The 22,304-nt window shown below is 55.9% G+C and carries 19 protein-coding genes and 1 tRNA gene; 5 read left to right on the plus strand and 15 right to left on the minus strand.

Features of this window, described 5'->3' with window-relative positions; genetic code table 11:
* Positions 1-8 precede the first annotated feature (8 nt).
* Together LRK71_RS00120 and LRK71_RS00125 are read right to left on the minus strand one after the other, a co-directional pair.
* Complete coding sequence (locus LRK71_RS00120; RefSeq protein WP_232400247.1) at positions 9-1,229, minus strand: PAS domain-containing protein; 1,221 nt, start codon at positions 1,227-1,229, stop codon at positions 9-11.
* Between the two features lie 62 nt (positions 1,230-1,291).
* Entirely contained in the window at positions 1,292-1,747 is a 456-nt protein-coding gene (locus LRK71_RS00125; RefSeq protein WP_232400248.1) for an Lrp/AsnC family transcriptional regulator, read from the minus strand.
* A 159-nt stretch (positions 1,748-1,906) separates the two neighbouring features.
* Between LRK71_RS00125 and hppD the strand changes: the two genes are divergently transcribed.
* Positions 1,907-3,007: a 4-hydroxyphenylpyruvate dioxygenase gene (gene hppD / locus LRK71_RS00130; RefSeq protein ID WP_232400249.1), complete on the plus strand. Its 1,101-nt coding sequence runs from the start codon at positions 1,907-1,909 to the stop codon at positions 3,005-3,007.
* 118 nt (positions 3,008-3,125) lie between these two features.
* On the opposite strand, the gene LRK71_RS00135 is transcribed toward hppD, so the two are convergent.
* A complete protein-coding gene (locus LRK71_RS00135) occupies positions 3,126-5,606 on the minus strand; it encodes a hypothetical protein (protein ID WP_232400250.1) in 2,481 nt (826 codons plus the stop codon).
* A gap of 281 nt (positions 5,607-5,887) precedes the next feature.
* Between LRK71_RS00135 and LRK71_RS00140 the strand changes: the two genes are divergently transcribed.
* On the plus strand, positions 5,888-6,607 hold the full coding sequence (locus tag LRK71_RS00140; protein WP_232400251.1) for an SIMPL domain-containing protein: 720 nt from the start codon (positions 5,888-5,890) through the stop codon (positions 6,605-6,607).
* A 185-nt stretch (positions 6,608-6,792) separates the two neighbouring features.
* On the opposite strand, the gene LRK71_RS00145 is transcribed toward LRK71_RS00140, so the two are convergent.
* Positions 6,793-8,085 carry an O-acetylhomoserine aminocarboxypropyltransferase/cysteine synthase family protein gene (locus LRK71_RS00145; protein WP_232400252.1) on the minus strand — a complete coding sequence of 431 codons (1,293 nt, stop codon included), beginning with the start codon at positions 8,083-8,085 and terminating at the stop codon, positions 6,793-6,795.
* A 193-nt stretch (positions 8,086-8,278) separates the two neighbouring features.
* Complete coding sequence (locus LRK71_RS00150) at positions 8,279-9,268, minus strand: GT-B fold glycosyltransferase domain-containing protein (protein WP_232400253.1); 990 nt, start codon at positions 9,266-9,268, stop codon at positions 8,279-8,281.
* Positions 9,269-9,426: 158 nt separating this feature from the next.
* Between LRK71_RS00150 and LRK71_RS00155 the strand changes: the two genes are divergently transcribed.
* Positions 9,427-9,852, plus strand: a complete 426-nt coding sequence (locus LRK71_RS00155) for a hypothetical protein (RefSeq protein WP_232400255.1) — start codon at positions 9,427-9,429, stop codon at positions 9,850-9,852.
* Positions 9,853-9,870: 18 nt separating this feature from the next.
* On the opposite strand, the gene LRK71_RS00160 is transcribed toward LRK71_RS00155, so the two are convergent.
* Positions 9,871-10,746 carry a hypothetical protein gene (locus tag LRK71_RS00160; protein WP_232400256.1) on the minus strand — a complete coding sequence of 292 codons (876 nt, stop codon included), beginning with the start codon at positions 10,744-10,746 and terminating at the stop codon, positions 9,871-9,873.
* A gap of 283 nt (positions 10,747-11,029) precedes the next feature.
* On the opposite strand from LRK71_RS00160, the gene LRK71_RS00165 reads away from it, so the two are divergent.
* Positions 11,030-11,105: transfer RNA gene (locus LRK71_RS00165), tRNA-Thr, on the plus strand.
* A 278-nt stretch (positions 11,106-11,383) separates the two neighbouring features.
* Positions 11,384-11,797, plus strand: coding sequence for a hypothetical protein (locus LRK71_RS00170; RefSeq protein WP_232400257.1), 414 nt, complete (start codon positions 11,384-11,386; stop codon positions 11,795-11,797).
* A gap of 591 nt (positions 11,798-12,388) precedes the next feature.
* On the opposite strand, the gene LRK71_RS00175 is transcribed toward LRK71_RS00170, so the two are convergent.
* The 9 genes from LRK71_RS00175 to LRK71_RS00215 all read right to left on the minus strand — a co-directional run bounded on the left by LRK71_RS00175 (position 12,389) and on the right by LRK71_RS00215 (position 22,258).
* Positions 12,389-12,994, minus strand: coding sequence for a hypothetical protein (locus LRK71_RS00175; protein ID WP_232400258.1), 606 nt, complete (start codon positions 12,992-12,994; stop codon positions 12,389-12,391).
* A gap of 235 nt (positions 12,995-13,229) precedes the next feature.
* Positions 13,230-13,778, minus strand: a complete 549-nt coding sequence (locus LRK71_RS00180; protein ID WP_232400259.1) for a hypothetical protein — start codon at positions 13,776-13,778, stop codon at positions 13,230-13,232.
* Positions 13,778-14,692 carry a hypothetical protein gene (locus LRK71_RS00185; protein ID WP_232400260.1) on the minus strand — a complete coding sequence of 305 codons (915 nt, stop codon included), beginning with the start codon at positions 14,690-14,692 and terminating at the stop codon, positions 13,778-13,780. The genes LRK71_RS00180 and LRK71_RS00185 overlap by 1 nt, the downstream gene beginning before the upstream one ends.
* A gap of 372 nt (positions 14,693-15,064) precedes the next feature.
* Complete coding sequence (locus LRK71_RS00190) at positions 15,065-15,772, minus strand: DUF6998 domain-containing protein (protein WP_232400261.1); 708 nt, start codon at positions 15,770-15,772, stop codon at positions 15,065-15,067.
* Between the two features lie 296 nt (positions 15,773-16,068).
* Complete coding sequence (locus tag LRK71_RS00195) at positions 16,069-16,791, minus strand: excalibur calcium-binding domain-containing protein (RefSeq protein ID WP_232400262.1); 723 nt, start codon at positions 16,789-16,791, stop codon at positions 16,069-16,071.
* A gap of 229 nt (positions 16,792-17,020) precedes the next feature.
* The gene (locus LRK71_RS00200) at positions 17,021-17,458 is read right to left on the minus strand and encodes a hypothetical protein (RefSeq protein WP_232400264.1); all 438 of its coding nucleotides are present in this window, start codon (positions 17,456-17,458) and stop codon (positions 17,021-17,023) included.
* Between the two features lie 280 nt (positions 17,459-17,738).
* Positions 17,739-18,887: a replication initiation factor domain-containing protein gene (locus LRK71_RS00205; protein ID WP_232400266.1), complete on the minus strand. Its 1,149-nt coding sequence runs from the start codon at positions 18,885-18,887 to the stop codon at positions 17,739-17,741.
* 1,202 nt (positions 18,888-20,089) lie between these two features.
* Positions 20,090-20,488 (minus strand): CoA transferase, encoded by a 399-nt coding sequence (locus tag LRK71_RS00210; protein ID WP_232401105.1) that lies wholly within the window; start codon positions 20,486-20,488, stop codon positions 20,090-20,092.
* A 105-nt stretch (positions 20,489-20,593) separates the two neighbouring features.
* The gene (locus tag LRK71_RS00215) at positions 20,594-22,258 is read right to left on the minus strand and encodes a GMC family oxidoreductase (RefSeq protein WP_232400268.1); all 1,665 of its coding nucleotides are present in this window, start codon (positions 22,256-22,258) and stop codon (positions 20,594-20,596) included.
* Positions 22,259-22,304 lie beyond the last annotated feature (46 nt).

A 22,304-nucleotide genomic window follows, 5' to 3' on the forward strand; every position in this document is an offset into this window, starting at 1 on the left:
GGGCTGGGTTACTGATCCATCATGCGGATTTCATTGCTGAGCTTGGTAATATTGTCGAGGCGACGCGAAATCCGTTCCTGGAAGACCCCAAGCTGGTCGATGATATCCGAAAGGGTCTCGCCTGATTCTGGCAGGCGTGCGCTTTCAATCTTACACAGGACGCGGGTTGAACTCAGCCCCAGGAACTGGCGATGCATGACCTGGCAGGCGCGCATGATACGGTCTGCCTCAAGATCCACCTCTTCCACGCCTTTTCTGGCCCGATCTGTTTCCACTTGCACCAGATCAGTTAGGATACCGCGTTCGGCTTCCATATCGATATTGCCCAGGCCCCGTCGTTCGGTCTGAAGCTGCGCATCGCATTCATTCAGGATGCGGGCCATGCCTTCGACAAAGAGGCTATTGGTGACGGCCAGTTTGATGGTGTTGAAATTGCTGTTTTCGCCCATCACATGGGCTGCAAACCAATCCGACATCTCGCGCGACATCGCGCCATAGTTCTGGGACAGAACAGTGACCGGGCCGCCCGAGGGTTCGATGCGAGAGGCAATGACCCGCAGATTATGCGGGATCGTGTGCATGGCGTCAAAATCCTTGACCAGGCCCTGGGTTTCTTCGACCAGCGTTTCAGCATTGGCCATCATCCGGCGCAGATCAGAGATCTTGGCGTCTTTGGGGCGTTCCAGCCCTGCATCACGGGACAGCAGTTCTTCGCTCAGCGCATGGGTGGCAAACTGATGATAGTTTTCGAACCCCTTGCTATGGATCCAATCCATCATCCTTTGGGCGCTGTCTGCCGGGCTTAGACCTTCGTTGACTTCCGCATCGTGCATGTCGCTATAGGCGGCTTTGACTTCCTCAAACAGGGTGCTGCTGGGGGAAATCCGTGCCGACAGGTAGCCACTCTTGCAGGGCACGACAACTGCAAAAACCCAGTAATACAGCCCGTCTTTTGCCTTGTTCTTGATGTAGGCGCCAATGCTGTCGCCTGAGTTCAGGGTATCCCAGAATAGCTGGAAAACACCCTTTGGCGTATCAGGGTGGCGGATAATCTTATGTGGTGCGCCGAGCAGCTCTTCCCAGCTGTAATGGGCGACACGTTTGAATACATAGTTACCCGCTTGGATAACGCCTCGCTCGTCGGTACGGGAAAAGAATACCTCGTTCAGAGCAAAGGGGGCGGCGCCTGTCGAGGGGCGAACTTCGATGCGACGGTCTACAAAGGACAAGGGAGGGTTCCACTTCTAAATCATTCAAGCATGATTCCTACACCGCAAACCTTCATTTATTGTTAAGTCGGCAGGGGGGCGTCGTGTTTTAGTTGCGCCATGACAATCTGGCTTTGCACGCGGGCCACGGCGGGATGCGGCAAAAGGATCTCGTGGATCAGCTGATTTAGCGCCTGCAGGTCATGGCAATAGACCCGCAGCAGGTAATCGGCCTCGCCGGTCATGGTCCAGGCGGAAGTGATTTCGGGGCGGGTGCTGACCAGGCGGCTGAAGCTGGCGGATTGTTCCGGGCCATGGCTGCCCAGATTGACATGTACAAACCCCTGAACCGTAAGGCCGATCTTGACCGGATCCAGCCGGGCGCAATAGGCTTGGATATAGCCTTCGGCCTCTAGACGCTGGCGTCGCCGGCCTGCCTGGCTGGGGGAGAGGTTCAGCAACTCTCCCAGATCCTGCGCGGTGAGATGTGCATTTTTCTGCAATGCCGCGAGCAACTTGGTGTCGGTGGCGTCAATCATATGCGGTGTTTTCCTGATTTTTCGTAATATTGCGCTAATATCCCGCATATGGAAAGGGGTATCTCATGAAGAACGCGCAAAACAAGCATCTCATGTGCGCTATTATCAAGGGGAACAGACACCTAAGCCCGCATCCCGCGACAATTGGAGGAAACCACCATGGGTCCATTTCCGCATAACGCGCCAAAAACAGTTATCAGCGAAGAAAACCCCGCCGGTACCGACGGTTTTGAATTTGTTGAATTCGCCAGCCCGAACCCGCAAGAGCTGCGCGATCTTTTCACCAAGATGGGCTATGAACAAGTTGGCCATCACAAGACCAAAACCGGGGTAGAGCTGTGGCAGCAGGGCGATATCACCTATATCCTCAACGCCGAAAAAGACAGCTTTGCCGATAAGTTCGTAGCCGAGCATGGCCCCTGTGCCCCCTCGATGGGCTGGCGTGTTGTGGATGCGCAAAAGGCCTTTGAACATGCGGTTTCCAAAGGTGCCGAAGCCTATGAAGGTGACGACAAGACGATGGATGTGCCCGCGATCAAGGGCATTGGCGGTTCGCTGATCTATTTCATCGACCAGTATTATGAAACCTCGCCCTATAACGAGGAATTTGAGTGGACCAAGCAATCCAAGCCGCGTGGCGTTGGGTTTTACTATCTCGATCACCTCACTCACAACGTCTACAAAGGCAACATGGACAAGTGGTTCAATTTCTATGGTGAGCTGTTCAACTTCAAGGAAATCCGCTTTTTCGATATCGAAGGCAAGTTCACCGGGTTGCTGAGCCGCGCGTTGACCTCGCCCTGTGGCCGCATTCGCATTCCAATCAACGAAGACCGTGGCGAGACCGGCCAGATTGTTGCCTATCTGAAGAAATACAAAGGCGAGGGCATCCAGCACATCGCAGTTGGCACCGAAGATATCTACAGTGCAACCGACGAAATCGCGGATCGCGGCATCACCTATATGCCGCCGCCACCGGCCGCCTATTATGAGCTGAGCCATGAGCGCGTCGTGGGCCATGAAGAACCGCTGGACAAGATGCAGAAACACGGCATCTTGATTGATGGTGAAGGTGTCGTGGATGGTGGCGAGACCAAAATTCTGTTGCAGATCTTCTCTAAAACAGTGATCGGGCCGATCTTCTTTGAATTCATTCAGCGTAAGGGCGACGATGGCTTTGGCGAGGGGAATTTCAAAGCATTGTTTGAATCGATCGAGCGCGAACAGATTGCCAATGGAGAACTGGACGCGGCGGAATAGGCCAGACAGTTTATCAGGCTAAGAAAAAGCCGGGCCTCTTGCGTGAGGTTCGGCTTTTGTCGTTAGATTTCAGGCTTTTGCAGCCCTTTGACGCCTGTGGCCAGTTGGGGAGCAGGGATCAGTTGCCAGGAAGTTCCAACATGATGTTTTTACTTCGTTTTTGATACTGCAACTGGCTTTCGCCAATGGCCAGAACGGTGCCCCCATCCAGGCGATCCCCGGTACTGACCTGGCGGGTGCGGCCGCTGGGCAACCGGATCAGCGCCTGCCGGTTAGAGGGTTTGCCGAAGATCCCGATCAGGTTCACTCGCCGTAGGTTGATGGCATTATTGATCGTGGCCTGGCGGGCCACCGAAGCAGAGCTGGGGATACTGGGAGAGACGGTGGGCGGGGCTGCTGTTGCTGCCGTCGCGCTGCTTGCTGCGGCAGTGGCGTGCTGCCGGGTCGCACGGTCTACCAGATTGGCAAAGTTAGCAGGCCTGCTGCGCGGCGCAGTGGACGAGGCCACAGCCAGGCTGCTGACGGGCTGGTTTTCCTGTTCTTCTGTCTTCAGGCTGGCCGGGCGGGCGCGGGGTCTGACACGGGCCAATTCTGCCCGGCTTAGCCCGCCCAGGATCGCACGCTCTGCCTGTTCTACCAGATCAGACGGGCGGGGGCGGGGGCGTGTTTGCGACAGGGTCGCAATGCGGGCATTTTCCGCCTCGGTGTCGGCGGCGTCAAGCGCGGCGCGGGCGGGCGTGGCCGGCGGCACCACCTTTGGACGGCCCAGATAGACCATCACCCCATCCGGGTTCAATGTGCCGTCCGGGCTGGCGGTTACGAGTCCGCGATTGTCCAGTTCGAATCCGCGTCCCGCCGCTGCCGGGTCGCTCAGCGCATTTGGCACTGTATCGTGCTCCAAACCGGGGGACAGGGACAGGGCAATCGCATCCTGCGACAGATTACTATTGTCGATAGAGGCAATATACATGTCATCCAGTGAGACCAGCGCAGGCGGCTGGGTGATCTGGGGCACCTGCTGCCAGATGCCTGTCGCCGCATAGAGCGCAGCTGCGCTGCGCGCTGCTTCTCGTTCTGTCTGATCTTCTGTGGCCTCAGCCTCCTGCGGCGTGCTCTCCTCGTCTAACGTATCAAGCACGGGCTTGCCCGTGCTTGCATGCAATTGCGCCTCTGTTTCTTGCGATTCTGGGGCAGCCTGCTCGACAATGCCGGGGTCGGGTTGGTCAGGGATTACGCTCACCTGTGGGGCGATGCTGACAGGTTCCGTTTCATTTTCGCTGAGCGGGATTGCCGCAGGCTGGGTCACGTCGGCCTCGGCGGGGGCAATATTTTCTGCTGGCTCTGGCGTGGGGGCTGAACGTTCGGCAGGGGGATCGAGCGGCGGTTCTTCTTCAGACACTTCCAGTGGTGCGCGTTCAGAGGCAAAGAAAGATCCACCCTCGGAGAACAGCGCAAAGGCAGCGATCGCGGCCATAGTCAGCAACAGCGCCGCAGTCAGGATCAGCCCCAGGTGCCGGGGTTTGCCCTTGGTGCCTTCGGTTCCGAGGCTGTTTGCCGCCTGAGCGGCGGCAGGGCTGATGGCGGGGCGGGTGGTTGCCGCGCGGTCTTCGGCGGGCAGGGGCTTGTGGCTGGCCTGTACGGGGTTTGCTGCGCCTGTACCGTTTGCGGGGCGTGGCGGTGCAACAACAGGGGCGAATGCGCCGCCCTCTTTGGGGTTGGCGGCTGAGGCGTCAAATTTTCCACCGCTGCCAGTCTTGCCAGCGACAGTTGCGGCGCGGGCCGGGCCAATCGGTTTTGTCGCTTCGTTCTTGGGATTGGCGGTGGCGGCAGGTGCCGGTTTGACATGCGGCGCTTCAACCGTGGCTGCGATCTTTGCTGTTTTTGATGTCGCGGCACCAGCATCGGGGCGGCTGGGTGGCGCGCCCGTGGGTTTGCGGCGACGACTGCTAAACCCGGCGATTGGACCGCTGTCTGCCTGCACGGCCTTGTCCGACAGGCCAGATCCCGAAGCAGGGGCATCCGGGTCCAGTTCTGCCGGTGCCTCGGGCAGGGTGAGCACCGCTTTGGCCGCAGGTGTCTTGGTATGGCTGATCTTGTCTTTGCCCTCTGGCTCTTGGGGGGCTGGCGCCTTTGTCTCTGATATCCGTGGCGTCTTATCCTGCGGCTGGGGCGGTTTTGCGGGGCCGATATCAACCACGGCAATGCCGTCTGGCTCTATCTCTTGATCGCCCAGCGATGTGGCAGCACCAAAGAACGGCTCTCCGAGGAAGTCGGCCCCTCCGGGCGCCGCCACAAAGGAGGCTGGCGTAAAGCCGTTTTCCAGCGCAAAGCTTTCGGCCTCTGCCAGGGTTTCATGGGCCACGGCGGCAATATGGGTCTGGCTGCCGTCTTCTGACAGATCAAACGCCAGGTCAGACACGGCATAGGGTGTGGCCCCCTCCAGCGCGGCACGCGCCATGTCGCGGCGGCGCGCGGAATCCGAGACCTCGGTTTCAATGGTCAGATAGCGGATCTGGTCATTTGGAATAATCAGCTTGCACAGACCATTGCTGTCCAGCGCGTCGCCCTTGGCGCGCAGGGCGGCAAGATCAGCAGCCATATTGTCACCGCCAAGCGGTACAGACCCCACATTGCGCCAGCCCCCGGCGGCACGATGCAGCAGAACAATACCCTCAGCGGAAAGAGAAAGAGCAAACCCCGGTTTCATAATGCGGTCAAACCACCCAAATCTTAAGTGCCCGGACCGCGAGGAGTCCAATCAGGCTGTCAAGGCAGACCATAAAGCAGGACTCCGCCGAGTGAAAGGAAAAGAGCGCAACCAGCCCTTGTCAGCGGTGATCTGCCACCCCCATGTTAGGCGAGAACAAAGGAGCCTTAGCAATGAAAACAAAGAAATTTTTGATCACCGCCCTGGCATTGGGGTTGTCCCTGGGTAGCGCAGCCAAAGCGGAGACCCCAGTAGATCGCAATATCGTGGTTACCGGAGAGGGCCAGGTCGAGGTCTCGCCGGATATGGCGGTTATCACTCTTGGCGTGCGCAAAGAAGACGTCGAGGCAGGCGCGGCCATGGCGGCTGTCTCGCAGGATATGGCGGCGGTAGTGGCCGCGCTGCGTGACGCGGGGATCGCTGCCACGGATATGCAGACACAGCAGATCTCTTTACATCCGGTCTGGTCCAACCCGCGGGGGCAGGGCACAGAGGAGCCACGCAAGATCACCGGGTTTTCGGCCAGCAATACCCTGAACCTGCGGGTGCGCGATCTAGATCAGCTGGGCACCGTGCTGGACCAAGTTCTGCGGGCAGGGGCCAATCAGTTCCAGGGGCTGCGCTTTGATGTGGCGGATCACGCGGGCCTAGAGGTTCAGCTGCGCTCCGATGCGGTTGCGGATGCCAGAGACAAAGCTGAACAGTTGGCCAGGGCCGCTGGGGTGACATTGGGCCCGGTGCGCAGCATCACCGATCGCCGACCCGGCGGTGGGCATCCGATGATGGCAATGGAAATGGCGCGCGGCGGAGCCATGCCAATCGAAGCGGGTGAGTTGAGCTTTACCCATAGTGTCGATGTGGTCTTTGATCTGCAGGTGCCGGAAACGAAGTAGCGCAGTTGCCAGATCTTAGGGCGTGTTGTGCAAAAGCGGCTGCCGGTTCTGCGCAACTAAATCATGCGAAATTAAATAATTGTGTATTTCTGCATGACTGCAAGTGAACACGACAAGCTCTCGTGATCAAAAGGCCGGGCAATTGCCCGGCCTCTTTTCTTGTCAGTGACGGCTGGGGGCCAGACTCAGCCGCAGGCTTTGGTCAGGGCCTGATCCAGATCGCGGATCAGATCGGCAGAATCTTCCAGGCCGATGGAAATCCGCACCACATTGGCACCCGCGCCAGCGGCCTCTTGCTGTTCCGGCGAAAGCTGGCGGTGGGTGGTCGAGGCAGAGTGGATGATCAGCGACCGGGTGTCGCCAAGGTTGGCCACATGGCTGAAGATCTCCAATGAATCGACCAGTTTGATGCAGGCGTCATAGCCGCCCTTCACTGCAAAGGTGAACAGCCCACTGGTGCCCTTGGGGAAGCATTTCTGCGCCCGTTCATAGTAGGGAGAGCTTTCCAGTCCGGCGTAGGTCACATAGTCGACCCGATCGTCCTGCTCTAGCCAGCTGGCGACGGTTATGGCGTTTTCGCAGTGGCGCTGCATCCGCAGCGACAGGGTTTCAACCCCCATCAGTGTGTAATGCGCCGCCTGTGGGTTCATCGTCATTCCCAGGTCCCGCAGCCCAATGGCGATGCCATGGAAGGTAAAGGCCAATCCGCCAAAGGTTTCATGAAATTTCAGCCCGTGGTAGGCGGGCTCTGGCGCGGAAAGCGAGGGGAATTTATCGCTGGCGGACCAGTCGAATTTACCGCTGTCGATCACTGCGCCACCCGTAACGGTGCCATTACCGGTCAGATATTTGGTGGTTGAATGCACCACCAGGGTCGCGCCCTGGGCAATGGGGTTGCACAGATAGGGGGTGGCGGTGGTGTTGTCGACAATCAGCGGCACACCTGCGGCATCTGCCAGATCGGCAATGGCGCGTACATCGGTGACATAGCCGCCGGGGTTGGCGATGGATTCGCAGAATACCGCGCGGGTGTTTTCATCAATTGCCGCCGCAACCGCAGCCAGATCATCGGTATCAACAAATTTGGCCGACCAGCCAAACCGTTTGATCGTCTGGCTGAACTGGGTAACCGTACCGCCATAAAGACGGGTCGAGGCAATGACATTGCAGCCCGGTGCCATCAACGGGAACAGCGCCATGATCTGCGCCGCGTGACCAGAGGAGCAGCATACCGCCCCAACGCCGCCTTCGAGCGTCGCCAGGCGTTCCTGCAACACCGCAACCGTGGGGTTGGTCAGGCGGGAATAGATAAAGCCGACTTCCTGCAGATTGAACAGGGCAGCGGCATGATCGGCATCGCGAAAGACATAGCCGGTTGTCTGGTAGATCGGTGTCTGCCGGGCCCCGGTTGCCGGGTCGGGCTTGGCGCCTGCATGGATCTGCAAGGTGTCAAAGCCATAGGCTGGTGCATCGCTCATTTTGGTCTCTCCCTGATCAATACTCTTGGCAAATGTCTAGGACAGCTTGCCGCGCAGTACAACGCAGGCGTTGCAGTTTGGAACGCCTTGGCGTCTTTTGCCACCACAGGAAGAATATTGTTCCAAGGCCCCGCCTTGGTGTCTAATGGCTGCCGCAAAACCCGCATGGGGGGCGGCTGCGGGGCAGCCGACCTTAGCGCAGCCAGTACCCTGCGGATTTGATCTTGTTGCGGATGGCCTGTTCGCGCCGGGGCAGGTTGTCTTGTTCAAACAGGGCCCGCACCTTCGCGCCTCGGTTCTGATAGACCAGACGCTTGATCGGCTCATAGGTTTTTAGTACTTTTTTCAACCAGTTTGGCGCCGCGATCTCTTCCAACAGTGCAATGACCGCATCGCTTTCACGGGCATAGAGCAGCGGGAAAAGGCGGTAGTGACAGCTGGTGTCGCCATCAAGATAGCCGTCAGGCAACGTGTCGCGCCCACCACCAAAGGAGTGGATTACCAGCGGCAGTGCCACCTGATCCAGCCAGGGATCCAGCGACTGGCCAACCAGTTCAATGGGCGGATCTGTCAGGATAGACTGCGCATAGCTGGCAAACCTTGCGCCAAAGGCCTGCGGACAGGCGCCATAAAAGAACCCGGCATTGAAATAGAGATAGCGTTTCCAATATTCATCTGGCTGGCTGTGATCCAGCGTTGGTTCGATATCAAGATCAAAACGTCGATACAGGGCGCGCCAGATCGCGTCATAGCCAGGCCCGTACAGGGTTGGCTTGGGCCAGGTGCCTTCGCGCCGCAAAGACGCCGAGGGGCGGGAAAAATCGAATGGCACTGCCTGCAGATCGCCGGTGATTAGGGTGTCGCTGTCAAAGAAGACAAAGGGCTCCCCCTCGGGCATGGCCTGCAGGGCCTCGATCTTGTTTCCATAGGGGTAGCTTTCGCCAAAAAGCTTGCTCTCAAAGGGGAGCAATTCAACATCCAGACGGGTCAGCGCCGCCAGCACCGCCGCATTGCGCAGGCTGGGATCTTTCTGCCAGAGCGGTCCGGGCTGCGGCACGGCGACAAACAGGCGCCCTGAAAAATCAGGGCAACTGTGGCGCAGAGAGGCGGCGAAAAGCAGGGCCTCATATTGCAGGCGGCCGGACTGGCCGATGATCATGACGTTGAAAGATTGCTGCGCCATCGCTGTTCCTGTCTGCTGCCTGCCGCGCGCGGTTGGGGCTTGGGGGTCTTTTGCTCTATAGTCCAACTTGGGCGGGGCCAAAACCCACTCTGCAAAGGGGGGCGTCTCATGGCGCCGCGCCGCGACTTGTTTGTATCAGTTTCAGCGAGGGATTGAGGATGTTGAGAGTTCCATATGCGTTACCTATCTGCCTAGTCTTGGGCACGGTGCCAGCCCTGGCGCAGGCGGCGCCCTTTACCACTGCTGCTGAGGTAAAGCCGATACTGGCAGCAACCAAGGCAAACTGGATCTCTGTGCGGGAATTTCAGGGGCAGGATTTGCTCTATGTGACGCATCTGTGGTCCTGGCGCTGTGGGCTGTCGGGGATCCGCATCAGCATCAATGGCGCTGCGCCTGAAAACTGGCCTCTGCCGCCATGCCATGAGGACCAGCCCGCCCCCAATGCCATCTTGGAGGAAGACGGGATGCCCTATAAAAGCTATCCGTTACAGTCGATTGAGCAGATTTCTATTGATCTGTTTTATGATGATCAAACGGTAGAGAGCCTGACCGTCGATCGCACAGGCCAGCCAGTCGCGCCCTAGGGTCGCTAAGCTGATCCATCAGGGCGTGAGCAGGGTAACGCCGGGAATGCTGCGGATTCTCCCCATGTCCGCTTCATAAAGCGCAGTCACATCCTCAACCAAGGTGTCGTTCCAGCCGGGCAGGTCGATTTCCTCTACCAGCGCGTCTTCATCGACGTATTTGTCCAGAAAGGCAGCAAAGACGCGATGGCGTTGGGGCTGGGACAGGTCGGGATGCTGCGCCAGATATTGACGCAGGCGTCGCATGCCTTCGCGGTCCATGATCGCCGAGAGCAGATCCATGCCGCCGTTCAAGCGTTCATCAGCAGCTATTCCGGACATGTCGCGGATGATTTCAGCCCAGATAAGCGGCATGTCCTCAAAGCAGAAGGTGGTGATCTTCACCTCGGGCACCGCTTGGCGCAGCCGAAACAGCAGGTCAGACCAGCGCAGACGATAGGGATCTAGCGCTTGCAGCACCTGCGCTCTTCGATCTGGGTGGGCGTTTTCCAGTAGGACAGGCAGCAGGGTGGCGGGGTTGCGCAACCCGATGAACAGTTCAATCTGGTCCTGCGCAAACAGCTGCTGCAGCGAGCGTAGGCGTTCCTCGGCCTCGGGGTAGAAGCGACTGCCGTCAATGGATTGCCGCGGCGAACCGAAGAAATGGGCATTCGACAGCAAGACACGCTGGACCTCTTCCTCCTCCAGAATCGCGTCCCACAGAACATCGCCTGATCCTGCCGTGGCCGTGCCATCCTGCAGCGCGGCGATGCAGTCCTTTAGCAGATAGCGGTATTTCCCCGGCAGCGGCACAGCCGTTCCATGGGCGCGAAACCGTTCCTGGTTGCGCTGCAATGTCTTGACCAGTCGATCCTCTTCGGTGCCATGTGCTCCGCAGTGAAAAATGACCTGCATGTAGGGTCTCCGGGCGTCTTGGATGCGTCAGGCTTACTCTGCTAACCTACCAGGGTCAAACCGGCTGGATCGGGGGGCTGTGGGGCCACCTAGGACCATTCCGCGCGCGACATGCCCTTTGCAGTCGGGCTCAGCCCCTGGTATGGGGGTAAGCAGGAGCCGCAGAAATTCCGCGCATTTTCTTTCTCGGGGGTCTTGCAAACAGTTTCTGTTGGTGTAGAAGGACGCTGCAACTGCGAAGTGCCGATCTGATCCGGTCTCAACGCGGTCTTGCAGTAAGAGTGCCCCTATAGCTCAGCTGGTAGAGCAACTGATTTGTAATCAGTAGGTCCGCGGTTCGAGTCCGTGTGGGGGCACCAGTTTTTAGTTTAAAATCAACACATTAAGAACCAACCTTCGCAGGTCGTGAAGTTTCGTGCCGTTGCCGGAAGCATACCGGAAGCAACAGAACCAATAGTTTCACTGTTGCATCGTTGCACTACGCCATCAGGTCAAATCGTCATCAGAGCCTAGCTCGCCATGTTGACGCAGAATTTTGCGTGACTCATTTGTTTGATCAGCTGAACCGTTCCGAACCGTTCAAACAACGGCTTGCAACGGTTGATCAGCGGTCAAATTTACAAAGGAGCACTAAAGTATGACTATTCAAAAGGCAGGCATAGGAGCCGCAATCCCTCTACTGTTAAACCCGGCAGCCCTCGGCGTTGTTGCTATCGGAGCGGTTGGCTGGGGACTTTTCAACCTTCTGCGCGGTGAAGAAGACGGTTGCGAGGAACCGTCAGACACCGCTCAGAAACCGCTCGCGAAACCCGATGTGGTCAAAACAGAAACCACAGGTACAGTGCCGGAGGGGTCCCAAACGACCACACAGGAAGCCGCTTGCGAAGTCAGTGATGAGGACGAACCGCAGTCAATTTCGGATGAGTGTGCCGATGAGGCTGAGCGGAAACTGATGATCCGTCAGGCAATGTCTGAGCTTGGAAAGCGCAGCGCTGCCGCCCGCGCCAAACGGAAAGCGGCTGCTTCTGAAGGCGTGCTAGCCGCAATGTGAGGCTTGAGAAGCTAGTTAAGGCCGCTCTGAGCCAGTGCAAGTGACTAACATGTAGGCCTGCAATTGGCCCAAGTTGACCACTATGGGTCGATAAGATGGGCGGAAACCGGACCTTAGCTGCGTCAGCGAAGGTAATGTGCCAGAATTGCAAAAGCGGCCATTCAAGCTGTAGCGATCGAAGCCCCTATGCTGCGCTGCGCACCAAGGTCGGCTGTGCGCAGAGAGCGACCTTTGCAAACCCAGCCTTCCCATGACCCCAAGTGATCACCGCCGCCCCCATAAGCCGACCTTTACCGCAGCTGCAGCCGTAGGATGTTATGCGATGGCGGCTCAGCGAACAAAGGAGCCAGTCCCAACATGGCTCCAGCGGATTTTCATTGCAATCACCGGAAATGGAGAGAATGCCGTTGAAATCAGATAGTGACATTTGCAAAGTGTGGCGACCGGCCCTGAGCTGGCGTGTCCCTATTGCAAGTTTTCTGCTGCGAAGCTTGCCCGAAGCAGACTTTGACTGAGTTTCCAGTCTCCCCAAATATGGCACCTGCTGATTGTGACGTTCATCGAGGCGAGACTGGGTTAAGCCTCCACAGACTATTGACCGAACGACTTCTTTACTTCGTTCAGGAAAGTACGCATAGCCTTGCGGTACCTGAACAACATGGGTGTCCCAATAATCAACCGATCTCCAAATTCGGGTGGAGGAGATACAAAATCTTTCACGATATTGATTGACCGCTCGTTCCATTGCCCCCCAGCATGGCAAAGCACATTCCGAACAGCAATCATTTCCAAGCAGGCGTCACGCGACCACTCGAACCTATCATCCACGTAAGTGTAAAGTTTCTCGACTTTGGATTGCGGGTATTCACCAGCCTTTGTCGACAGCTCCAGCAGCGCTTCCGACATCATCTCATCGAAAATTACAACTAGGTCTTGAAGCAACATCTTGACTACATTTTGAGCGATTGGCTCAAAATTTTTAGCCGGGTCACGTCGAAATGTTACTTTTGCGCGCCCAAAATCCTCATCCAAGAGAGGAGAAGAGAACGAGCATTTTGGTTCGAACCAATTTCCGCACGAGATGATGGTTTCACCTAAATTTTCCCTATTGGAAAATCCATTATTCTTCGCCACATCTAATGCATAGAGGACAGTATACAGAGTCGATGTCCACGAGTTCACTCGCTCCCAATTCAAAGGCGTATCTCCTCATAGTCACCTATCCGGCAGACATGTAGTAATTTCACAAGGTGCTTGAAACGTTCAATATTGCGAGCGGCCTAGAGCTTCCATTCGCGTCCCCATGCGGGGCTTTCCAGTCTGTCATGTTATTCGCTGTCGCTGAAGGCCAGACATTGCGTGACGCGGCCCTTGCTGCGGGCGCTGACCCCGAGGCCAACCAATTTATTGTGGGCATTTCCGAAGCCTGTGTCTAAGGATCATCCTTTTTGAAAATCAGTGGTTTCGCATATTCTGCGTCGAATACTTCATGAGCGCGTTTCAAGACCATCGCGACAGTCAGGAGAAAATGCACATAGAGCGCAATTAGGATACCCGCCTCCACTACTTCCGGGATAGGTGCCGCAAAAAAAACAAGAAATACCGTGACGGCAACACACGAAACAAAAATCAAGTAGGAAACGTTAGCGTTGATTTCCCTTAAGAGTTTGCGAGTATCTTCAGCCTTTTCGCGTTGATCGCGATCCAAAATAGCGTCGCCAGTTACTTTACGATCAGACCGAAATACTCCGTACATGGCGACTTGAACGCTAAAAAGCAAAGCCGAAAAAATCGCGAATACCGAGATAGAGGCTGAATACACCTCTGAGGAAAGTTTCAAACAGGCGAACCAGCTAGCAATACCCAAAGCAATTGGAAAGCCATAGAAAACAAGAATATCCAGACAGCTCACCTTTGCATCGCCAAGATTTCGGAGTGTTTCGAAGTGAGCCTTTAAGACCGAAGTCAATCCAATTTTCATCACCGCATTCCGTATTGCTCGCGGAAGTCACCAATAACACGGGTAGTCACTTCCGCAACCGATGCAAGAGTCGGGTGCTGATTTGCGCCCAAAATTACATCGTCGCTTATGTCAATAACGCCCGCATTGTTAGACGGACCTACTATACCCACCTTCATATAGGTGCCCCCGATTGCCACCATTGCACTGGCCTCATCAAACTCTATCCCGTCAAAAACAAAAGCCGCTCCGCCTCGCGCCCCTCTTATTTGCGGTGCAACATCTGAGAATACGCCGAAACGGCCATTTCTGAGAACCGAAAAAGACAGTTCGACATTCAATTCTTCCGGCGGCAGGTTTCGAAGGATTTCAGCACGATCCTTAGGGACACGTTTCTTTGACAATATCAATTTCTTAACAGGAGAGTTTCGGTAAACAGCGTCATTTGCAGGCATTACTTTTCGAGGCGTAAGTTTGACATTGTCATACCTCTGATTGAACTCTCGTGCTAGTTCGCCAAGAACTTGGCCAACGCAAGAACGGTCTCTGAACGATTGGAATGCAGCGAAGCCGAAGTTGCCGTTCTCAGGAACCCAAAACTTGTAATAGAGTGGAATTTCTTCAACATGGTTCGCACTTCGGTTAAAGAGAATCTCTCTCCCTTCTTCACCCTCGGGATCGATAATGTCTGAGCTAAATCCATAGGTTCCGTAGCGGACTATCCCATGACGACTTCTCCCGTCGTCGTCCTCTGGAACGAGCCGCCAGCTACGCTCAATGTTATTGTTTTGCATCGACGTTCGTTTTCCGCGCACAAAAAGCGGTAAAAATTCGTTGAGTTCTGACCCTAAACCTTCGGTGGCCAACTGGACTGGCTGGTGATTGTGCGCGTGGCTAAGGCAAAGCTGATATACGTACATGCCGATTTTGCTCATAGAAATTCCAATATAACTTGCAATAAAGAACACTAGACTTAGAGGCTAAGGGGTTACAACCTCTACGCGTCTCTAGCCAGGACTTTTGCGTGTTCCAGTCGCCTTTCTCACCTTCCACTCCTCAGAGGTTGCGATGAGCCAAGAACACACTCTTGTCAAACAACGCTATTTGGATCAGGACTTGAAGTGAATGGCCGCTTTAAGAGGGCAGGAACAAAAAATCTCGTTCGCAGCGAAAGCACGGTTTCCGCCCGTGGTGTCGGAACGTCATGTCTGCTTTGGGCTGATTGCTGTCAGCCGCACATGGGACCTAAATAAGCGTTGCAGGACCAATAGGCCGCCAGCGCTTCCTCGCGGACCGTTACCGTGAGGCTATGACAGGCTATTGATTATGTCCGCGCCAAGTGATCGAGTGTTCTTCATGTTCCCAGATCCATTGAGAATATCGACACCAACTTGCTTGGCAATGTCCCGAAGAACAGGCTTTGTGACTTCCTGAACCATGCCATCTGTCTCCACCAAAATTGAACCGTTCTCATACTGAACAATCCGGTGTGATTTAAAATTTGCACTCCCGGTCTCTTTAAGTCTTTTAAGCTCTGAGACAGATAGACGTTGGCGCCCTGTGTTAGACGCCTGCTCGGCACCTCCTTCCGCCCGCCAACCGCTGATAGGCACAATATAGTTGCCATCTCCGCTTGCACCCCTCTTGCGGATTTCATCTGCGGGACAGTCGAGTATTTCTTCAATAGAAACTGCATCATCTTCAACCACCAGTCGGAGGATAATCACGCGCTGCACGATATCGAAAGTGCTGGCACGAAACTTTACATGATTCGAGCTGGTGACCGTTTTGACCGAAATGTACTCCCCCTCCATCGACACAACATCGTAGCCACGTTGGTTTGTGGCCAGAGCCATTTGCCCTCGCGTCACCATTGCCGCGTAAAGTTCTCCAATCCTACCTGTCAAGTGGCCTAACTCACCTGGAGGGACGCCCCATCCGATTTCTTTTTCAAACCACTCAAGAGCCTGTCCAAGTGAACGAATTATTTGAGTTTGTGAAAGTGCTTGAGACATAATTCTTCATACCGACATTTGTTCATAGAATCGTTGAGAATATCCATGAACATTTTTTGGGTAACAAGATGAACTTGCCCTCGTTTAATGACCATGTCTGGCAGGTGCAGCGTCACCTTGGTCATCTGAGCGGTTCGAAGGTCCGCTCTCCGGAAAACCTTCGCGACTGCAGCGTGCCTGTGCTGCACCTCGCGTGAATGTCGTGACTGGGCTGAGACGCATCGACCGAAATATAGGACGCGGCCTCGGGCTCTACGTCAGCTAACGGCCCATCGTCGTTGTGACGCGGCTCCTATCTAGCAGCCACCATAGTTTTTCCGACCGCTGGCGGTGATCGTATAGGTTCCGCCTCGTGGCCCGACATAGCATCGGCTTGATCTGCGAATTGATCGCGTTGTTTTACTCCCTTTTGAAGCGACGCGTTTGAGCTGCGCGCCCCACTCACAAGCCAGTCCATCACCATCACGATCGAGGCCATTCCTGTCTCCGACAGGGCCGCCTGACGTCAAGAAGAATTTCTGCGCAGCAGCCGCACTTGCGAAGTCCGAACAATCCCTATCACCTGCTTCGTCAACTTCTCGGGCGTACAATTGGCGGCCATATGCTGATCCAGTAGTTCGGCCTAGAAAGTCACTATAGGTGTTCGTCTCTCCTCGAGTAGCGAGTTCAACCTCGATAAGACTTAGCTCAAGTGGCTCGGAAGTTGTGTAGTGCAGACTCCAGAGATGAGACGTTGACAGGCTTTCAAAACGTTTGGCGGCAATCGGCGCTGAAACCGTTGCACAGCCCGCAATTAGCAGGGTGGTAAGAAGAGCTATTCGCAAAAAAACTATCTCCTTTGAGGTATATCTCAATAAGGAGAACCTTAGGTTGGAACTCGAACAGTGTCTATATAGGCTGGGAGCAACCAACTGTGTTGATCTAGCGATCGGCTCTTTTGTCCGCGTTGCCGAGCTCCGATTATTGCCGGGGTTCGCATTTACGGCGAACGGCGGGTTCGACGGGCCGCGCCGCAGCATCAAGAACCAACGATGAAGGTCCGGAATGGGCCGTTGATGTCGGTGGCACCAAGCGCGCGCATAGGCGGAGCGACCGGCAAGACCGTCGGCTCTACGTAGTTTGCTGCCATTGCAATAAATCGGCCGCGTTAGAGCACCTTTGAGAATGACTGTCAGACGCCGCCATCACTACTAGCTGCGGCGAAGGCCCGCTTCGATCCAAGTTACACTTTCCTGCAACGCCTTTTAGCTAGAATAACATCTTGTACACATTACCTCTTGTATCCTTGGCGATCCCATACCCATTGGCGGTGCCGCTACCAGTGAAAAACTCAATATCAAACCGCGTATTATCAGAGCAGGTAGAGAATGCCTGCCCTCTATTCACACCCGGCAGGTTTCCTACAGTCGTGGAATAGCCAGCTACTGAACCATATTCTGCGAAGAGCGTTCCAGTTGTGACGCTCGCAAATTGGGGTGCAACAGAAGACCACTTGCCCGAACAAGCAGAGCCATTTGGCATTGTAAAGTTAAAGTTTCCGGTATTTCCAGTTATCCCGTCAACCGTCGCAATCAATGTTGGAATTGGGTTTTCTTCTGTCAGTGGTCCTGAGATTGGGTACAAGTTTGCCGTTGTCGAGCAAGCCGCCAGACCAAGCAAAAATACAAACGAAAATCGATGGTGCATCAAAGTTCCTGATCAAAATACAATTTGATGTGCCATTCTCTCAGCACAGGATGAGTGTCGCTCACCGTTTAGGAATACCCGACCGCCCGCACTTAATCAACGTACAGAAATTGGATGAAGGTTATGCGTCGACAGCCAGCATTGTTCGCTAGGCTAACCCGTAGATCAGATAATGCTTCTGACGCCGGTGACGATCGACAGCTCAGGGCCGTTCCCACCGCTATGTAAGGGTTCGGGTCTGTGCGTAACAACATTTGCGCGGCGATGATCTAGTTTCATTTTATCCAATAAACCGATAGCGTTCTTTGGCTTCGTCTAGCTTGCGAAAAGCCTTTTCACGGTCGCCTTCAACCATGCTCGCCAAGCGGTCGCCAATCTGCTCCATGTAGTCGACCAGTTCGATATCGTCGACGCCTTCTAGGGCGGCTAGAGTGGTCGCGTTGCCGACGACTTGGGCGAGGATCAAGCGGATATATTCTTGGCGGTGAACGTATTTGATTTGGGTTGGGTCAATGTGGCTTCGCATTTCCATGAGGTCATCATCAGATGACACCGCCGCCAAATCCCAAATCTCGTGATTGGGCCAGCGAGCGCGGTTGCCGTCATCAGAGGGTTCACAGTAGCGGATTTTTTCAAAAGCTTCGGCCACGATGTCGCCAAACATGGCATCAAGCTGCGCCCATGTGCGGACCTGCCAGCGGTCTTTGAGAAGGTCTTTGCCTGCACGTACCTCGATACGCCATACACGGCTTGTGCTGGCCTGCGTGGGGTCCAGCGATGGTAGGGCGTCCCGTTCAAGATTAGCATTCCAGATATCCCACCAGATTGGTTTGTGCTTGTCTATCACTTCACGGCGCTTGTCGTAGATGATCACTTGTCGTCCGGGCATTTTGCCAATCGTGACAGACGTGAAACGACCTGATTTCCCATTGCTGCGCGTGTCGTCATCTGCAGCGAGATAGTCGCCTCGATTGGCATGGCTGTGAATGACAAAATGTTCAGGTGTCAGTTCGAAATCTGGTGCAAGGATATCAATGCAGAAATCCACGCGCGCGATACTTACCTGATGGTTTTCAAAAGAAACTCCGAGCCGTTCTAACATTTTGTCGATGTAGGCACGAGCAAAGCCCAAGCCTTGTGTTGCCAGAAGTGTTGATCCAACCGAGACGCGAATGCCCCATGGATCACGGGCATTGGGCTTCTTTAAAAACCATGTAACATCCAGAGGGCCGCCTTTGAGAATGAAACGGTAGCCGTTGCCGCCATGGGGAAGGACGTCAAATTCTGCGCCTCCATAAGTGAAGGGGATAGGTTTTCTGACTTCCTCGGCCTTCTCGCGCTCTGCGTCCAAAATCTTAAACAGGTCTGCTGAGATATTGGCTTGGATGGACAGGGCGATTGTATCAAATCCGCGATGGACGATATGCATTGGTGTGGTTCCTTGTGGGGGCTGTATTTCCAGAGGGGGGTGCTACAATCACCCCCCTTTTTCGGCGGATGCCGCGTTGTGCTGTGAATTTTGGAAAGCTGCTGGGGGGCTGCCCGCCGTGATTAGCGCCTCCGGCGGGGCAGCTTGTGTTTTGGGGCCGGGCTGGTGCCCGGCTTTGCTGTTAGTGCTGGGCGCTTAGGCCCCGGCCTGATCGTTATCAAAAGCATGTCCGCCCCCCCCCCCCCGGGGGGGGCATGGGGGAGGACGGGCACGGTGCGCCGGATTAAGCGCGCTAATCCATCAATGAAGAGCGTCGGTTTCCCCTGTGTCCCGAGCTCAACTAACAGATCGGCGAGCCGGTCCGTCTCAAGGCGTAGATGTGTGGCCAACGCAGGCCAGCCGGGGCCAATGAGCCGCTTTTCAGTTCCCGCAATCGCTGGAGAGCACGTTAGGGCTTCGCGACGTACGGGTCCCAGTCGAAGGAGCGGTCAAGCAAAGAAAACGACCGGCCAACGGCTATTCGCTCAGGTCACTTTTTGTCTTTTCCAAGAAAACGTCTTCTAGGAACATTCAACCCTCCAGTTTCCAAAGCGGAGGTTAAATACATGCCCCCTTCATCGTCGTGTCTTGTAAGGTCGGAGAGAGCAAGAGAATTTAGGATATATGTATTTTATTTCATTGGCTTATGGGGGGACTTCTTTCGAAGAGACAGAGATGTGATCATTGCCAGACTGGGGTTCGTCATGGAAACCAACTGGGTTTGAGATCGCCTTTTGTGGCATCTGAACCGGGTACCAAAAGGTGCCCTAGGTGACCCACAAAAACTGGGAAGTGCCCCAAGTTGAGGGGCACTTTTTTACATTCTACAGGTAGTTTCAACCAGCGGCCAAACAGATTAATGCCAGTAAGAGCACTTACCTGAGCGTTATGACCTGCAGCGCCTTCTCTCTTTCATAAGTCAAAGTAAACTCCTCAGCCTATTTGAACGCCAACCTGACCCCGAAAGATGTTAGCCCATGCGGATCGTGGCCAGTTCCATCCAAAAGCCTTTCTGGTTGATCCCTAGGGAAAGAAAGCGAAGGGGTAGCTGTGAAAGAGGGGCCGTTAAGTGAGGCTGTAAGTTTATTGTTGCTAAACCAAATGAAGAGCCGCTCAGCCCCGGCATGGCGTGTTTGCGGAACATAGATGGATCACGCTAGAGTTCAGTGTCTGTAAGGCCATCTGAATTCCCTCCTTGGATTACTCGTGTAGCCCCATGTCGGTGAACACGCCGGAACTGGCCGCGACGGCGCTTTCAAAGGCGCGCTGCTCGCGTCGTTCCAGATCGTCCGACGCAAAGCCGAGGATCGTGAGGGGGACTCTTTGCGCATGGCGGCAAAGTCGATCCCTAGCGCGTCGAGTTTGCCGGGGCGGAGGTTCTCGACGATAATGTCGGCTTCGGCGCAGAGCGCGCGTGCCTTGGCCAGCCCGTCGTCGGACTTGAGGTCAAGATTCACGATGAGCTTGTTGCGCATCAGGATCGCATTGGCCGGGCTGTCCAACACCGGGCCGTCTGGCGGGGCAATATGCACGACCGTTGCGCCCAGATCCCCCAACAACATCGTCACGGCAGGCTCGGCTATATATTATTGCCCGAAATCAACTGCTTTGACCTTGGTAGAGGCAGTTTTGAGAATGAATTGTGCATGATATTTCGGACAGGCGTGTCATCGGTCGGACAGGATCCAGCGGGCCGCCTTTTCTGCTATCATGAGCGTCGGGGAATTGGTGTTGCCACTGGTGATCTCGGGCATGATGCTGGCATCAATGACGCGCAGCCCGGCCACGCCCTTCAGCCGCAGGTGAGGGTCCAGAACGGCACTGTCATCACCCTCGCGCCCCATCTTCACGGTCCCTACAGGGTGAAAGATCGTGTTGGCGATGTCTCCGGCCAGCTTGGCGAGCTCCTCGTCGCTCTGGTACTGGACGCCCGGTTTGAATTCCTCAGGCTGGTAGCTTGCCATCGCGGGCTGCGACATGATCCGGCGGACCTGCCGCAGGCTGTCGGCGGCGACCTTCCGGTCCTCCTCGGTCGTCAGGTAGTTGGGCGAAATCATCGGTGTGTCGCGGAAGTTGGCGGACCGGATGCGCACATGGCCCCGGCTGGTGGGGTTCAGGTTGCAGACGCTGACCGTGATGGCCGGGAAGTCGTGCAGCGGCTCTCCAAATGCATCAAGGCTGAGCGGCTGCACGTGGTATTCAAGATTGGCATGGGGCTGGTTCGGGTCAGAGCGGGTAAAGGCCCCCAACTGGCTGGGCGCCATGCTCATCGGGCCGGATCGTTTCAGCGCATATTCCGCGCCGATCATCGCCTTGCCGAAAAGGGTGCTGGTCAGCGCGTTGAGCGTGCGGGTGCCGCTCACCTTGAAGACCGTACGAATTTGCAGGTGATCTTGCAGGTTTTCGCCCACGGGGGTGTCTTTCAGCACTTTGATGCCATGCTCACGCAGTAGAGCCGACGGGCCGATCCCCGACAATTGCAGGATCTGCGGCGAGTTGATCGCCCCGGCCGACAGCACCGTCTCGCGTCGGGCCGTCACGGTGACGGTTCGGCTCTTGTGATTAACCAGCGCGCCGGAACAGCGCAGTGCACCGCTGGCGTCCTTCTCGAAGGTCAGTTTTTCGACCTGCGCCTCGGTCCAGGTCGTCAGGTTGCGCCGCGCTCTGGCGGGCTTCAGGAAGGCCTTGGAGGTGTTCCAACGCCAGCCCGACCGCTGGTTTACGTCGAAATAGCCGACTCCCGCATTGTCGCCGCTGTTGAAATCATCGGTCTTGTCGATCCCGGCCTCTTCGGCTGCATCGGCAAAGCTGTCCAGCACGTCCCAGCGCAGGCGCTGCTTTTCCACTCGCCATTCGCCGCCATGGCCATGCATATCGGAGAAACGCTCGTTGTTCCCCACCTTGGGGTCGGCCCCGTCATCCAGCTTGTAATGGTCTTCATGTGCCTTGAAATCGCGCAGCGCGCCGTCCCAGGACCAGTCGTCTTCGCCGGTTAGCGCGGCCCAGTTTTCGTAGTCGCGGGCCTGACCGCGCATGTAGATCATGCCGTTGATAGACGAACAGCCGCCCAGCGTCTTGCCGCGCGGGTAGCGCAGGCTGCGCCCGTTCAGCCCCTTGTCGGCCTCGGTGTTGTACATCCAATCGGTGCGCGGATTGCCGATACAATATAGGTAGCCCACCGGCACGTGGATCCACGGATAGGTATCCCTCTTGCCGGCTTCCAGCAACAGGACACGGTTGCCCGGATCGGCGCTGAGCCTGTTGGCCAGAAGGCAGCCAGCAGACCCGCCACCAATGACGATGAAATCGAACTCTGTTGCGGCGTCGGCCATGTCTTCCCCCTCGATCTGCCGGGCAACCGAGGTCTCCCCGCGGCCC

This window comes from Pseudophaeobacter flagellatus, assembly GCF_021228235.1.
GTDB lineage: Bacteria > Pseudomonadota > Alphaproteobacteria > Rhodobacterales > Rhodobacteraceae > Pseudophaeobacter > Pseudophaeobacter flagellatus.